The sequence below is a fragment of the Paracoccus sp. JM45 genome (assembly GCF_003590715.1).
Lineage (GTDB): Bacteria > Pseudomonadota > Alphaproteobacteria > Rhodobacterales > Rhodobacteraceae > Paracoccus.
The window spans coordinates 66151-81370 of record NZ_QQVY01000009.1; the positions used below are offsets into that span (position 1 = coordinate 66151).

A 15220-nucleotide genomic window follows, 5' to 3' on the forward strand; every position below is an offset into this window, starting at 1 on the left:
CAGTGGGACACCCTTCCCCAACGAAGGGCTTTATAGCTGGAAGGCTAGTCACATGACCGAGTTGAAGACCCCGGAAACGCGTCCGGCAAACCCGCGCTTTTCTTCTGGCCCTTGCGCCAAGATCCCCCAATACAATCTGGACATGCTTGCCGACGCGCCCTTGGGCCGCTCGCATCGCGCTGCCATTGGCAAGTCGAAACTGGGCGAAGCCATCGACTTGACCCGCGAAGTCCTGAACGTTCCCGCCGATTACCGCATCGGCATCGTCCCCGGTTCCGACACCGGCGCGGTCGAGATGGCGATGTGGACCATGCTGGGTGAACGCCCCGTGGAAATGCTGGCTTGGGAAAGCTTCGGCGAAGGCTGGGTCACGGATGCCGTGAAACAGCTGAAGCTGGACGCCACCGTCCGCAAAGCCGATTACGGTCACATCGTTGATTTCGCCGAAGTCGATTTCAACAAAGACGTCGTCTTTACATGGAACGGCACCACCAGCGGCGTGCGCGTTCCCAATGGCGATGCGATCCCCGCCGACCGTCAGGGCCTGACCATCTGTGACGCCACCAGTGCGGCATTCGCCATGGACCTGCCGTGGGACAAGCTGGATGTCGTGACCTTCAGCTGGCAGAAAGTGCTGGGCGGCGAAGGCGCGCACGGGATGCTGATCCTGTCGCCCCGCGCGGTCGAGCGCCTGGAAAGCTTTACCCCCGACCGCCCCCTGCCCAAGATCTTCCGCCTGACCAAAGGTGGCAAGCTGATCGAAGGCATCTTCAAGGGTGAAACGATCAACACGCCCTCGATGCTGGCGGTTGAAGATTATTTGGTCGCGCTGAAATGGGCCCAAGGACTGGGCGGTGTATCGGGTCTGGTTGCCCGTGCGGATGCCAATGCCAAGGCAGTTCGTGATTTCATCGCGGACAAAGACTGGATCGCCGATCTGGCCGCTGATCCCGCCACCGGTTCGACCACCAGCGTCTGCCTGAAGTTCACCGACCCTGCCATCAAGGACGGCGCTGCCTTTGCAAAGGCTGTGGCCAAGCGGTTGGACAAGGAAAACGTGGCGCTGGACGCCGGTGCCTATCGTGATGCGCCTGCCGGTCTGCGGATCTGGTGCGGCTCGACGGTCGAGACCAGCGACGTGGCAGCCCTGATGCCGTGGATCGAATGGGCCTATCGCGCCGAGCTGGCCGCGCAGTAATTTGCGTCCCGCGATGGCCGGGGGGCTGTCTGCCCCCCGGCCCCCCCGAGGATATTTCCTTCACGAATGATGAAATGCGCATCTGCGAGGCCAAGCCCGGATGCCGCCCCCGATAAGGATGAATGACATGCCAAAGGTTCTCGTCTCTGACAAACTGTCCGAAACCGCCGTCCAGATTTTCCGCGACCGTGGCGTCGAGGTCGATTACATGCCCGACTTGGGCAAAGATAAAGACAAGCTGGCCGAAGTGATCGGACAGTATGACGGTTTGGCGATCCGCTCGGCCACCAAGGTTACCGACAAGCTGCTTGAAGCCGCGACCAACCTGAAGGTCATCGGCCGTGCCGGTATCGGGGTCGATAACGTCGACATCCCCGCCGCCAGCAAGAAGGGCGTGATCGTCATGAACACGCCCTTTGGCAACAGCGTGACCACCGCCGAACATGCCATCGCCATGATGTTTGCCGTGGCCCGCCAGCTGCCCGAAGCCAGCGTCAGCACCCATGCCGGCAAGTGGGAAAAGAACCGCTTTATGGGCGTCGAGCTGTTCAACAAGACGCTTGGCGTGATCGGTGCGGGCAATATTGGTTCCATCGTGATTGACCGTGCGCTTGGCCTGCACATGAAGGTCGTCGCCTATGACCCCTTCCTGTCGGAAGACCGCGCCAAGGAACTGGGCGTCACCAAGGTCGATCTGGATGAATTGCTGGCCCGCGCCGATTTCATCACCTTCCACGTGCCGCTGACCGACAAGACCCGCAACATCCTGTCGCGCGACGCCATCGCCAAGCTGAAGCCGAATGTCCGCATCATCAACTGTGCCCGTGGCGGCCTGGTTGACGAAGAAGCATTGGCCGAAGCCCTAAACGAAGGCCGCGTTGCCGGTGCTGCATTCGACGTGTTTGCGGTCGAGCCTGCCACCGACAGCCCGCTGTTCAACCTGCCGAACGTCGTCGTCACCCCGCACTTGGGTGCCGCCACGACCGAAGCACAGGAAAACGTGGCCCTGCAGGTCGCGGAACAGATGTCGGATTACCTGTTGACCGGCGCTGTCGAAAACGCGCTGAATATGCCCTCGGTCACGGCGGAAGAAGCAACCGTCATGGGTCCGTGGATCAAGCTGGCCTCGCATCTGGGCGCTTTCGTCGGCCAGATGACGGATGAGCCGATCAAGGCGATCAACGTGCTTTATGACGGCACGGTGTCGACGATGAACCTGAACGCGTTGAACGCGGCTGTGATTGCGGGCGTGATGAAGGCGACGAACCCGGATGTGAACATGGTCTCGGCCCCCGTGATGGCCAAGGATCGTGGCGTGCAGGTGTCGACCACCCGTCAGGACAAGGCCGGCGCATACGAAGGCTATATCAAGCTGACCTGCGTCACCGACACGCGTGAGCGTTCGATTGCGGGCACGGTCTTCAGCGACGGCAAGCCGCGCTTCATCCAGATCCGCGGTATCAATGTCGACGCCGAGGTGGGCGAACACATGCTGTATACCCGCAATAAGGACGTTCCGGGCGTCATCGGCCAGCTGGGCATGACCTTGGGCGATCTGGGCGTGAACATCGCGAACTTCACGCTTGGCCGTTCGGCCAATGACAAGGATGCGATCGCGATTCTTTATCTGGACGAAGCGATCAGCAACGACGCTTTGGCCACCTTGCAGAACACCGGTAAGTTCCTGCAGGCCCGCGGATTGCAATTCGAGGTTTGACCTGAACCCCGCGCGCCCTTACCCAAGGGCGCGCGGCACCCCTGCCTTGCCGCGCGCCACGGATAAGGATGACAGGATGCGACTTTACGCAATCGGCGATATCCACGGACAATTGGACCTGTTGAAGGCCGCGCATCAGCGCATCTTCGATGATGGCGGGCCGGATGCGACCATCGCCCATGTGGGCGATCTGATCGACCGCGGACCGGATTCTGCAAGTGTGGTCGAATACCTGATGCAAGGACGCAATGCGGGCCGACCTTGGGTTATTACGCGCGGCAACCATGACCGCTTTCTGCCGAATTTTCTGAACACGCCGGATTGGACAGACAAGGGTATGTCGACTGGCGCGCATTGGGTGGATCATCCGGGGCTGGGGGCGGCTGCGACGCTGGCCTCTTACGGGGTGGACATTGACCAGCCGCGCGCCGATCTGCACCGCGATGCCCTGCGTGCCGTGCCTGCCACCCATGCCAAGTTTCTGGCGACCCTGCCCCTGTGGTATCTGCATCCACTGGCGCTGGTCGTTCATGCGGGTGTGCGTCCGAGTGTCGATCTGCAAGCGCAGGACGAACATGATCTGGTCTGGATCCGCAAAGGTTTTCTGGAACACGAAGGGGGGTATGGCCCGTTAGTTGTTCATGGCCATACCGCGCTGGAACGTCCGACGCTTTATCGCAACCGGCTAAATATCGACAGCGGTGCCGCCTATGGCCGCAAGATGACCGCCGTGGCGATCGAAGCGGACGGCGTCCATGTGCTGACAGAAACGGGCCGCGTGCCCATGCAGGTGGAATAGATGATACGGAATTTTGCAGCAGCGCTTTTGATGGCAGCCCTTCCCGCGCAGGTGATGGCAGAGGAAGTCGCCCGTGTCGGCGTCGATTGGGTCGGCAATGATGTCATCGTCGAGGCGATCCACGACCCCAAAGTCTCGGGCGTGACCTGCCATCTGGCCTATTTCAGCCGCTCGGTTCTGGACCGGCTCAGTCAGGGCAACTGGTTCGAGGACCCTTCGAACAGCGCCATCCAGTGCACCCGCACGGGTCCCATCAACCTGTCCGAGATTGACACAGGCGATGACGGCGAAAAGGTTTTCAGCGAAGGCCGGTCGCTGGTGTTCAAATCGCTTAGCGTGCGGCGCATCTATGATGCGGAAAACCGTGTGCTGATCTATCTGGCCCATAGCGCGGAACTGTCCGAAGGCTCGGCCAAGATGTCGCTGGCCACGGTTCCCCTGACGGATGAGGATCAGGCCCCCTGACCTGCGTTGCGTCACCCCGCTGTCATCCGGTGGACAGAATCGCATTCAACAGCTAAACAGCCGCTGTCTTTTAAGGATATCGGACGTTGACGATGGAAGCCCCCCGGATACCGGTTGAAAGCCGCAGTGCGAAATACAGCTTGGGCCAGGTGGTCAAGCACCGGAACCGCCCGTTCCGCGGGGTGATTTTCGATGTCGATCCGGAATTCGCCAATACCGACGAATGGTATGAATCCATCCCCGAGGATGCCCGACCGGAAAAAGACCAGCCCTTCTATCACCTCTTTGCCGAAACCGAGGCGACCTATTACGTTGCCTATGTGTCGGAAGGCAACCTAGAGCTGGATATCTCAGGCGAACCGCTAGAGCATCCCGAGGTGGATGAGATGTTTGGCGATTACGAAGACGGGCGCTATCATCTGGCGGCGCATATCAACTGAGGTTTTCATCCTCCCTTTCCATGAATGGGATGTTGAACGCCAGATAGTTGCGGCTGGAGGCGCGGTAATAACATAGCGCCTGCGTCAGGTTCTGCACCAGAAACCAGCCAAAGCCACCTTCGGGCAGATTATCCGCAATGGCGGGTGGCAGACTGCGTGGCAGCATACACGCATCAGGCAATGACACCCCATCATCGGCCAGTGCACAGGCCAACCCCGCCTGATGCCGCACGATACACAGATGGATGACGGGCAGCCTGTCACTGGTGGCGACAGGCGCATGTTCGGCGACGTTGTTCATCAGCTCGGCCATGACCAGTTCCAGCCGCCCCAGCGTATCATCGCAGACATCACGGGCAAAGCGGTGGCGCATGTCGGTCAGCGTGGCACGGACAACAACCGGATCGGCATCCAGCACGCGATGGAACATCGGCTGGGTCTTCGGGGGCACGACAGCCTTCAACCTCATTCATTAGCTTCCTTCTGGATCGCATCGGGGCGGATGTCGAAGACGCGGTCCATCCGCGTCAGGCGGAAGACACGTTCGACGTTGGGGGTCATCGCGCAAAGCACAATCGCCAGATTGTCAGGCAGGCTTTTTCGCACCGCGATCATCGCCCCAAGGCCGGAGCTGTCCATGAAGGTGACGTTTGCCATATCCAGATGCACCGGCTTGCGATGCTTGACCACGATTTCGCGCAGCTTGTCCTTGAAGGGGGTGGCAATGGCAGCATCGATCCGCGCCTCGGTCACCTTGATTTGCAGATAGGCGCCGGCGTCTTCGACGATGAACTTCATAACGGTGACCTTTCTTGCGTTGCCGTCTCATCACTAGACGCAAAAGGTTACGATCCGGTAAGCGTGATGCAGGGGGGATAATCATGACACATCGACAGATCTATATTTTGGGGGCAGCCCGCACACCGATGGGCGGGCTGCAAGGCGCGTTCGCAAACGTCACCGCGCCGCAACTGGGCGGCACGGCCATCGCGGCAGCACTGGCCCGCGCTGGCGTGGCGGCGGATGCGCCGCAAGCGGTCTATATGGGCTGCGTTCTGCCTGCCGGTCTGGGTCAGGCACCGGCCCGTCAGGCAGGCTTTGCCGCATGTATGCCGGATTCGGTGCCCGCGACGACGCTGAACAAGATGTGCGGATCGGGGATGCAGGCGGCGATGATGGCCTGTGACGCCCTTCGTGCAGGCAGTGCCGATCTGGTTGTGGCGGGCGGCATGGAAAGCATGACCAACGCCCCCTATCTGCTGCCCAAGATGCGCAGCGGTGCGCGGCTGGGGCACGGTCAGGTCATCGACCATATGTTTCTGGACGGTCTGGAGGACGCCTATGACAAGGGCCGCCTGATGGGCACCTTTGCCGAGGATTGCGCCAGCGAATTCGCCTTTACCCGTCAGGCGCAGGATGATTACGCCCTTGCCAGCCTGACCCGCGCGCTGGCTGCCATCGACAGCGGTGCGTTCAAACCCGAAATCGCCCCTGTCACCGTATCGGGTCGCGGCCGCGATACCATCGTCGATACCGACGAACAGCCCGCCAAGGCCCGCCCCGACAAGATCCCGCATCTGAAGCCCGCCTTTCGCAAGGATGGCACGGTGACGGCGGCCAACAGCAGCTCGATCTCGGACGGGGCGGCGGCGCTGGTGCTGGGCACGCAGGGCGATGGCGCGATGGCCCGCATTGTCGGCTATGCCAGTCACGCCCAGGCGCCCGGCCATTTTCCGACCGCCCCTGTGCCTGCGGCGGAAAAGCTGCTGGCGCAGATCGGCTGGTCAAAAGACGACGTTGACCTGTGGGAGGTGAACGAAGCCTTTGCCGTCGTCCCGATGGCCTTTATGGCGCGGATGTCCCTGCCCCATGACAAGGTGAACGTGAATGGCGGGGCCTGCGCCCTTGGCCATCCGATCGGCGCGTCGGGTGCGCGCATCATCGTCACATTGGTCCATGCCCTTCAAACACGCGGCCTGCGACGAGGCATCGCAGCCATTTGCATCGGTGGAGGAGAGGGCACCGCATTGGCCGTGGAACTGGTCTGACCTCTGCCCAAGAATAAAGCAGAAAGGCGCGTCGATGCACATTGCGCCTTCTGCATTCGGGGTGCATTGCGGAACTAACGGGCAATATCTGCGGTTCGTCTGTAGACTTGGCACGAAGCTTGGGGATCATCCTGTCACAAGTGACCCGAACAAACATGCGTCAGGCAGTGGGGGGATAATGAGTTATTATAACGAAATGTTCGAAGGCGATCAGGTTCGCGACCCCTATGCGCGCCTGCGGGAATGGGTCGACACCATGCCCGATGATTTCCGCCAGATGAAACAGGCCGAGGCCGAAGCATTGTTCCGGCGCATCGGCATCACCTTTGCCGTTTACGGCGAAGGCGGCGATCCCGACCGTCTGATCCCCTTCGACATGATGCCCCGCGTTTTTGAACAGGCCGAATGGCGCAAACTGGAACGCGGTATCAAACAACGCGCCCGCGCCCTGAACGCCTTTCTGCGTGATGTCTATGGCCGCGGTGAAATCGTCCGCGCCGGACGGATCCCCGCCCGTCTTGTCTATCAGAACGAGGCTTATGAAAAATCAGTGGTGGGCTTTGTGCCGCCGCGGGGAATCTATTCCCATATCATCGGCATCGACCTTGTGCGGACCGCCAAGGACGAATTCTATGTGCTGGAGGATAACTGCCGCACGCCCTCGGGTGTCAGCTATATGCTGGAAAACCGCGAAATCATGATGCGAATGTTCCCGCAGCTGTTCCGCAAGAACCGGATCGAGCCTGTGGACCAATACCCCGACCTGCTGCGCCGCACGTTGGAATCGGTCGCCCCCGCCAAATGCGAAGGCCGTCCGACCTGCGTGATCCTAACGCCGGGTCATTACAACAGCGCCTATTACGAACACAGCTTCCTTGCCAACCTGATGGGGGTCGAGCTGGTCGAGGGGCAGGATCTGTTCGTAGATGGTGACTTCTGCTATATGCGGACAACGACCGGCCCGCGTAAGGTCGATGTCATCTATCGCCGGATCGACGACCCCTATCTGGACCCGCTGTGCTTTCGTCCCGACAGCATGCTGGGCATTCCGGGCCTGATGAATGTCTATCGTTCGGGCGGTGTGTCGATCTGTTCCGCGCCCGGTGCCGGAGTGGCCGATGACAAGGCAATCTATACCTTTGTGCCGGAAATGATCCGCTTTTATCTGGGCGAACAGCCCATCCTGAACAACGTCCAGACATGGACGCTGTGGAAAGATGACGATTACCGCTATGTGATGGAAAACCTTGGCGATCTGGTCGTGAAAGAGGTTCACGGGTCCGGCGGTTACGGCATGCTGGTCGGCCCCAAATCGACCAAGGAAGAAATCGAGATGTTCCGCCATAAGATCAAGGCGAACCCCTCGAACTATATCGCGCAACCGACGCTGGCGCTGTCCACCTGCCCGACCTTTGTCGAAGAAGGCATCGCGCCGCGTCACGTCGATCTGCGCCCCTATTGCCTGTGCGGTGACCGGATCGAGCTGGTGCCCGGCGGTCTGACCCGTGTGGCATTGCGCGACGGCAGCCTTGTGGTCAATTCGTCCCAAGGGGGCGGCGTCAAGGACACTTGGGTGTTGTCAGAATGAGGGGAAATTCCACCATGCTCAGCCGCACCGCCGCTAACCTGTTCTGGATGGGCCGTCATCTGGAACGCGCCGAAACCGCCGCCCGTCTTCTGGATGTGGGCCAGCGCATCACCCTGCTGCCCAATACCGAAGAAGGTTATCAGAACGAATGGAATTCGTTGCTGCAGGCGTCGGGGACGTCGGAACTGTTCACCGGAAAATATGGTGAGATCAGTCAGGAAAACATCGAGGAGTTTATCTTCTTCGACCGTGAAAATCCGTCTTCCGTCGTCAATTGCATCGAAAAAGCACGCGAGGCGGGGCGTATCGTCCGTACCGCCCTGACCAGTCAGGTCTGGGACGCCCTGAACGTCACCTATCAGGACCTGCGCAAGATCGAGAATACTCCGCGCAGCCGTCTGGACACCGCATCGCTGACCGATTTCACCACCAGCCACACCTCGACCGTGCGCGGGGCGATCAATGCCACGCAGCTGCGTAATGACGGCTGGCACTTTATGAATCTTGGCTATGGTCTGGAACGGGCCGATGCCACCGCCCGTCTGCTGGATGTAAAGTATTTCGTCCTGTTGCCGCGCATCGAATTCGTGGGGTCGGGGCTGGATACCTATCAATGGCAGGTGATCTTGCGGTCGCTTTCGGCGCACCGGTCATATCATTGGGCCTATGGCGGCGATATCACCGCCGGTCAGGTAGCCGATTTCCTGATCCTGAATGGCGAAAGCCCGCGGTCGCTGATCACCTCGCTTTACGAGGTCGTCTGGCATCTTGAGGGGCTGGCACGCCGCTATGGCGATGCCGTCAGCGCCGAGGCACGCGACAAGGGCCGCGATGTGATGGAACAATTGCAGGCCCGTGATATCGATATGATCTTCGATGAAGGTCTGCATGAATTCCTTAGCTGGTTCATTCAGGAACTGGGGACAATTTCGACACTGGTGCATCAGGATTACCTGTTGGGGGGCGCATAGGCCATGAAACTGCGTATTTCGCATGAAACGACCTATCGCTATGGCCGCCCGATCCGGAATCTGGTGCAAAGCCTGCGACTGACCCCTTCTGTTTTTGAAGGGCAGAAGGTCCATGAATGGCAGATCGATGTGACTGACGGTATCCGCGGTCCGGGGTTCCGCGACGGGGCCGGTGACTGGATCGAAGGGTGGAACGTTCGTGGCCCCGTGGATCAGGTGACAGTCCGCGTGCAGGGGCGCATCGACACCCGCGATATGGCGGGCGTACTGCGCGGCCATCGCGAAGTCGTCCACCCGTTGACCTATATGACCCATACAGATTTCACCCAGCCCGATGACGCATTGCGCGATCTGGCCAATTCGGTCAACGGCACCAGTGACAATCTGGATCTGGCGCACCGGCTGTCTTTGCAGATCAGTGACAGCATCGCTTTTCAAAACGGCGTGACCGCAAATAACACCACCGCTGCCGAAGCTTTGGCTTTGGGCGCTGGCGTTTGTCAGGACCATACCCACGCGCTGATCGCGCTTGCCCGTATCCGGCATCTGCCTGCACGCTATGTTTCGGGCTATCTGCATTCGACGATTGACGGCGAACCCCATGATGCCGCCCATGCATGGGCCGAAATCCATGTCGAGGGTTTGGGCTGGGTCGGCTTTGATGCTGCCAACAAATGCTGCCCCGACGAACGCTATGTCAGGTTGGGGTCGGGATTGGACGCATCGGACGCCGCCCCGATCCGCGGCGTCGCCATGGGCAGCGGGGCCGAGGATATGGCCGTCGCCGTTCAGGTCGAGGAACTGGCCCAGTAAAATAGGGGCCTGCAATCGCTGCGGGCCCCTTTTGCGGTCACATAACCCCTTACAGCGTGATGCGATAGCGGGCAAAACCGTCCGCCCCCTCGCCCGCAGCCGCGATATCCAAGGTCGTGATGTCGTCGACATATGCCGCAGCACCCGGCCCCGTATCGAACAGCACCGTTGCACCATCCAAAGGCGCGAATGACCAGTTTTCATCCGCCTGCGGGTCGATGGTGCCCTGTTCGACGATATAGCGCACGATGATATCGCGGTTGGTGTCCGGGCCTTCAAAGACGACAGTCGTGCCATCCGCACCGGGGAAGGACCCGCCCCCCGAAGCGCGATAGTTATTCGTCGCCACGATGAATTCCGCCGCCATATCCAGAGGTTCGCCCTGCCACGTCAGATCGGTGATGCGGTTCGCATCGGCATGCGCCACAGCACCTTCCTTGTCGAAACGGGCGGGCTGGGACAGGTCGATGCGATAGCTGACCCCGTCCATGACGTCGAAATTATAGCTGGGGAATTCGGTGTTGATCAGGTCCTGATCCGCCTGCCCCGCAGTGATCTGGTTAAAGGCACCGGCGCTGCGTTCCAGCCAGTCCTTGACCTGCTGACCCGTGATCCGCACCGCGCGGATGGTATTGGGATACAGATACAGATCGGCGACGTTCTTGATGGCAATGTCGCCCGTCGGAACATCGGTATAGTAATCCGCACCGCCACGACCGCCCGCCTTGAAGGGGGCTGCTGCCGACAGGATCGGCAAGCCTTCGTGTTCGGTTCCCGCCATCATCTGTTCGATATACCACGCCTGCGCGTTCGACACGATCTGCACCGACGGATCATCGGCCACCATCGCGAAATAGCTGTACAGCGGCGCGCTGGTCTGACCCACCGGACGGCGGATATAGTCCAGCGTTTCCTCGTGTTCCGCCTTGGTCACATCCTGCACGGCGGCGACGCTTTCGACCAAGGGCGTGACATTGCGATCCTCGTCCCGTTCATAGATGGGGCGCGCCTCGGACTGGTGACTGGCGATGACCCAGCGGTCGCCCTGACGTTCCATCATCAGGTCGATCAGACCCATATGCGACCCCCAGAAGCCGCCCATGACGGCGGGCTTGCCGTTAATGGTGCCTACTTCGATGTCCACGGCTTCGACGCCTTCGAAATCGGGGCCGGGGAAGACCAGATGTTGGTGGCCGGTCAGCACGACGTCAATGCCCTGCACCCCCGCCAGCGCGACAGAGGCGTTTTCCATCTGCGGCACAGCCGTCGCGCCGCCGATGCCCGAATGGGACAGCGCCACGACCAATTCGGCGCCTTGTTCCAGCAGCTTGGGCACCCAGGCCTCGGCAGCTTCGACGATGTCGCGGGTGGTGACATTGCCTTCCAGATGGGCGCGGTCCCATTGCATGATCTGCGGCGGCACAAAGCCGATAACACCGATGCGGATCGGATGCTGTTCGCCCGCACCATCGGTCAGCTGGTGATCCAGAATGGTATAAGGCGGCACCAGCGTCTGATCCTGATCGGGGGTGGCCCCGCGTTCGGTGACGACATTGGCACAGACAACAGGATAACCCGCCCCGGCCAGCGTGTTTTTCAGGAAATCCAGACCATAGTTGAATTCGTGGTTACCAAGGGTGCCTGCGGCAACGCCCACCTCGTTCAACGCGGAAACGATCGGATGCATCTGTCCGTCGGACATGCCGCGTTCATAGGCAATGTAATCGCCCATCGGGTTGCCTTGCAGAAAGTCGCCATTGTCGAACAGGATCGAATTGGTGGCCTGCGACCGGATTTCCTGCACCAGCGACGCGGTGCGCGCCAGTCCAAGTGTATCGACCGCCTTGTCGGCGTAGTAATCATAGGGCCAGACATGCACATGCAGATCCGTCGTTTCCATGATCCGCAAATGGGCCTGCCCCGCTTGGGCGCGCGCGGAATAGGGGTGCAGCGCGACAAGGGTCAGACCTGCGACGCTGGATGTCAGAAAGCCCCGGCGGGTCAGGGAAAAGGGATGTGTCATAAGGGACTCCGAAAATACTGTTGGGCAAGATTTGCACGATATGAACCTGCTTTGCCAAGGATTGTCATCACTTTCATGACAGTTGCATGACAACCTATCCGAACGGAGACATTGCACCGCGCGCCGCCGGCCCCTAGTCTGCCGGCTGGAATACGAAGAGGAAACATCTGCCGATGACCTATTGCGTCGGACTGAAACTGGACGCCGGACTGGTGCTGCTGTCAGACACCCGCACCAACGCGGGGCTGGACAATATCTCGTGCTATCGCAAGATGTTTTTCTTTGAAAATCAGGGCGAACGCATCATCACGATCATGACTGCGGGTTCGCTTTCCGTGACCCAGACCACCATTGCCCGTCTGGAAGAGGCGATCAACGACGATCTGGCAGATGAAACCACCTCGATCCTGAAGGCCCCCACAATGCTGCGCGTGGCCACGATCATCGGCGATACGCTGTGTCGTACACGGCGTGAAATTTCGGACCAGTGCCGCGAACTTAAGCAGCAAGCGTCGGCCAGTATGATCGTCGCGGGCCAGCGTCAGGGCGGCGATATGCGGATGTTCCTGATCTATCCCGAAGGCAACTTTATCGAGGCAACGGAAGATACGCCGTTCCTGCAGATCGGCGAACATAAATACGGCAAACCGATCCTTGACCGTGTGGTGACGCCGCAGACCGACCTGCAGGACGCACAGAAAGCCGTCCTGCTGTCGATGGATTCCACGCTGCGGTCAAATCTGTCGGTTGGCATGCCGCTGGATATGGCGGTCATCGCACGTGACCATTGTGGCGTGACCCTGCGCCGCCGCATCGAAGACGGCGACGCCGATTTCATGGAGATGAGCGCCGCTTGGTCCAATGCCCTGCGCGACAGTTTCAGCAAGGTCACCATCTGATCCGATGTTAGCGCGCCCCGTCAGGGTTGCGCGTTTATGCACTGAAATCCCCCCGTTAAGCATGATGGACACATCATTGGGGGCCATCATGGCCGATAGAACCACGTGCAGCGGTCTAGGAATGGGCCGAGGACGTGGCCAATATGGCCACCCGTGGGGCAAGCCCTCGCCCGCGGTCTGGGTCTGGACCCCGCGGTGCCTTTCAGTCATTTTCCAACTTCGGCTATCAGCTTAGCGAACGCACTATCAAGCTAGCCGATGCAGTTAGCGTGTTGGATGCTCGCATCGCGGATTTAGAATACGAGGGCGAGATGGACGTCGTCATCCCGCTGAACATAGACGCGGCGGCGCACTATCTGTTCAGTCGCCTGACCGGTCCCGCCAATATGCTGGTGGTGCCGGCGCGGGATTCGGCGTCGATCCCGGACCAGCTGTTGCGGAAAATGGCGGGGGAGACGGTGATCGGTGTGCAACAGCCTATCCAGATCTGTTCAACGAACTCGACCGTCAGCGATATTCTGAACATGGCGGCAATTGTGGCAGGCGGCGTTGCCGCAGCGGAATAAAGGATGGGGGCGCTGCCCCCAGACCCCCGGGACATTTCGGCACGAATGAAGGATCAGGCGTTTCGTTCGAATTGACGCTGGCGTTCGCGGAAGCGTTCGCGGTCTTCGGGCGTGTATTCGTCGATGCAGCGGTGGCAGCAGGCACCCAGTTCGAATTCAGGGCGCTGGCGGTCTTCGGGCGACAGGGGGCGACGGCAAGCGTGGCACAGGTGGTATTGTCCCTGCTGCAGCCCGTGACCAAGACTGACGCGCTGGTCGAAGACAAAGCATTCACCCTGCCACAGGCTGTCTTCCTGCGGGACTTCCTCAAGGTATTTCAGGATGCCGCCCTGCAGGTGGAACACATCATTCACCCCCTGCGAGATCAGATAGTTTGTCGACTTTTCGCAGCGGATGCCGCCGGTGCAGAACATCGCGATCCGCTTGTTGTGGAAGCGGTGGGCGTTTTCTTCCCACCATGCCGGAAAATCGCGAAAGGTGGTGGTATCGGGGTCCACGGCGCCTTTGAATGTGCCGATCTGCACCTCGTAATCATTACGGGTGTCGATAACAGCCACATCGGGGGCGCTGATCAATTCGTTCCAGTCCTGCGGCGCGACGTAATTTCCGACCGAGGCTGTCGGATCGACATCAGGCTGACCCATTGTCACGATTTCCGCCTTGAGCCGGACCTTCATGCGGGCGAAAGGCGGCGTCTGGGCGGCGCTTTCCTTCCAGTCCAGTCCAGAAAAGCCGGCCCATGCGCGGATATGGGCCAGAACGGCATCAATGCCACCACGAGGGCCTGCAATGGTGCCATTGATCCCTTCGGGCGCCAACAGCAATGTGCCGCACAGTCCCTGCGCAAGGCACAGGTCAAGCAGCGGTCCCTGCCGGACCGCAGGGTCGGGCAATCTGGCGAAATGATACAAGGCGGCGACGGTCAACATGGGCTGGGATTTAGACAGCCCGAGTGTATTGGGCAAGGGCTGCGTCGCATCTGGGGTTGACCCCTTTGACCCTTTTTCGCCTTATTGACGCCCGAAAGCCAAGAACAGGTGCCCGATGTCCAACGCGCTGATCGTGATCGACATGCAAAACGACTTCTGCCCAGGCGGCAATCTGGCCGTGGCCCATGGCGACCAGATCGTCGCGCCGATCAATGCCATGATGGATAATTTCGACGCGGTGATCCTGACGCAGGACTGGCATCCTGCCACACATGCCAGCTTTGCCGACAACCATGATGGCGCTGCCCCCTTCGATCTGGTGCAAATGCCCTATGGCCCGCAGGTGCTGTGGCCGCGTCACTGTGTCATCGGCACCCCCGGTGCAGCGTTCCACCGTGATCTGGCCGTCCATCGCGCCGATATAGTTTTGCGCAAGGGGTTCCGTGCAGATATCGACAGCTATTCCGCGTTTTTTGAAAACGACCATGTGACGCCGACGGGTCTTGCCGGATATTTGCGGGAACGCGGCATTGACCGGCTGTCCTTTGTCGGGCTGGCCCATGATTTCTGCGTCGCGTGGAGCGCGATCGACGCCGCCAAGCTGGGCTTTGACACGCAGGTCATCGAAAGCGCCTGCCGTGCCATCGATATGGATGGCAGCCTGTCTGCCGCCCGCGATGCGATGCGTGATGCCGGTGTTGCCTTGGTTTAGCGCAGGCTTGCACCACACGCCCGTAACGGGCACCACAGATAAAATGACATAA

General features: G+C 60.2%; 16 protein-coding genes. 12 read left to right on the forward strand and 4 right to left on the reverse strand.

Translation table 11 applies throughout. The features are described 5' to 3' along the window. The first annotated feature begins 52 nt into the window (after positions 1-52). The 5 genes from DWB67_RS12435 to hspQ all read left to right on the forward strand — a co-directional run bounded on the left by DWB67_RS12435 (position 53) and on the right by hspQ (position 4619). On the forward strand, positions 53-1198 hold the full coding sequence (locus DWB67_RS12435) for a phosphoserine transaminase (protein WP_119807868.1): 1146 nt from the start codon (positions 53-55) through the stop codon (positions 1196-1198). Between the two features lie 127 nt (positions 1199-1325). After that, positions 1326-2915, forward strand: a complete 1590-nt coding sequence (gene serA, locus DWB67_RS12440; protein WP_182911575.1) for a phosphoglycerate dehydrogenase — start codon at positions 1326-1328, stop codon at positions 2913-2915. A 76-nt stretch (positions 2916-2991) separates the two neighbouring features. After that, on the forward strand, positions 2992-3714 hold the full coding sequence (locus tag DWB67_RS12445) for a metallophosphoesterase (protein WP_119807870.1): 723 nt from the start codon (positions 2992-2994) through the stop codon (positions 3712-3714). Positions 3715-3744: 30 nt separating this feature from the next. Further along, positions 3745-4179 carry a CreA family protein gene (locus DWB67_RS12450; RefSeq protein ID WP_370453591.1) on the forward strand — a complete coding sequence of 145 codons (435 nt, stop codon included), beginning with the start codon at positions 3745-3747 and terminating at the stop codon, positions 4177-4179. Between the two features lie 92 nt (positions 4180-4271). After that, positions 4272-4619, forward strand: a complete 348-nt coding sequence (gene hspQ, locus DWB67_RS12455) for a heat shock protein HspQ (RefSeq protein ID WP_119807872.1) — start codon at positions 4272-4274, stop codon at positions 4617-4619. On the opposite strand, the gene DWB67_RS12460 is transcribed toward hspQ, so the two are convergent. Beyond that, positions 4612-5088 carry an ATP-binding protein gene (locus DWB67_RS12460; RefSeq protein WP_119807873.1) on the reverse strand — a complete coding sequence of 159 codons (477 nt, stop codon included), beginning with the start codon at positions 5086-5088 and terminating at the stop codon, positions 4612-4614. The genes hspQ and DWB67_RS12460 overlap by 8 nt on opposite strands. Further along, positions 5085-5417 carry an STAS domain-containing protein gene (locus tag DWB67_RS12465; protein ID WP_119807874.1) on the reverse strand — a complete coding sequence of 111 codons (333 nt, stop codon included), beginning with the start codon at positions 5415-5417 and terminating at the stop codon, positions 5085-5087. Before DWB67_RS12465 ends, DWB67_RS12460 begins: the two co-directional genes overlap by 4 nt. 83 nt (positions 5418-5500) lie before the next feature. Here DWB67_RS12465 and DWB67_RS12470 point away from each other — a divergent pair, with 83 nt between their 5' ends. From DWB67_RS12470 to DWB67_RS12485, 4 genes are all read left to right on the forward strand, one after another. Beyond that, positions 5501-6667, forward strand: coding sequence for an acetyl-CoA C-acyltransferase (locus DWB67_RS12470; RefSeq protein WP_119807875.1), 1167 nt, complete (start codon positions 5501-5503; stop codon positions 6665-6667). A gap of 178 nt (positions 6668-6845) precedes the next feature. Then, a complete protein-coding gene (locus tag DWB67_RS12475; RefSeq protein ID WP_182911576.1) occupies positions 6846-8255 on the forward strand; it encodes a circularly permuted type 2 ATP-grasp protein in 1410 nt (469 codons plus the stop codon). A 14-nt stretch (positions 8256-8269) separates the two neighbouring features. After that, positions 8270-9226 (forward strand): alpha-E domain-containing protein, encoded by a 957-nt coding sequence (locus tag DWB67_RS12480; RefSeq protein ID WP_119807876.1) that lies wholly within the window; start codon positions 8270-8272, stop codon positions 9224-9226. Positions 9227-9229: 3 nt separating this feature from the next. Then, entirely contained in the window at positions 9230-10039 is an 810-nt protein-coding gene (locus tag DWB67_RS12485; RefSeq protein ID WP_119807877.1) for a transglutaminase family protein, read from the forward strand. Positions 10040-10088: 49 nt separating this feature from the next. Here the strand turns inward: DWB67_RS12485 and DWB67_RS12490 are convergent, their stop codons facing one another. Further along, the gene (locus DWB67_RS12490) at positions 10089-12062 is read right to left on the reverse strand and encodes a bifunctional 2',3'-cyclic-nucleotide 2'-phosphodiesterase/3'-nucleotidase (protein ID WP_119807878.1); all 1974 of its coding nucleotides are present in this window, start codon (positions 12060-12062) and stop codon (positions 10089-10091) included. A 173-nt stretch (positions 12063-12235) separates the two neighbouring features. On the opposite strand from DWB67_RS12490, the gene DWB67_RS12495 reads away from it, so the two are divergent. Both DWB67_RS12495 and DWB67_RS12500 read left to right on the forward strand, forming a co-directional pair. Continuing rightward, on the forward strand, positions 12236-12961 hold the full coding sequence (locus DWB67_RS12495) for a peptidase (protein ID WP_119807879.1): 726 nt from the start codon (positions 12236-12238) through the stop codon (positions 12959-12961). Positions 12962-13095: 134 nt separating this feature from the next. Further along, on the forward strand, positions 13096-13527 hold the full coding sequence (locus tag DWB67_RS12500; RefSeq protein ID WP_370453592.1) for a phosphate acyltransferase: 432 nt from the start codon (positions 13096-13098) through the stop codon (positions 13525-13527). 53 nt (positions 13528-13580) lie between these two features. On the opposite strand, the gene DWB67_RS12505 is transcribed toward DWB67_RS12500, so the two are convergent. Next, positions 13581-14456: a rhodanese-related sulfurtransferase gene (locus DWB67_RS12505; RefSeq protein WP_119807880.1), complete on the reverse strand. Its 876-nt coding sequence runs from the start codon at positions 14454-14456 to the stop codon at positions 13581-13583. Positions 14457-14571: 115 nt separating this feature from the next. Here DWB67_RS12505 and pncA point away from each other — a divergent pair, with 115 nt between their 5' ends. Then, positions 14572-15168, forward strand: coding sequence for a bifunctional nicotinamidase/pyrazinamidase (gene pncA / locus DWB67_RS12510; protein ID WP_119807881.1), 597 nt, complete (start codon positions 14572-14574; stop codon positions 15166-15168). The last annotated feature ends 52 nt before the right edge of the window (positions 15169-15220 follow it).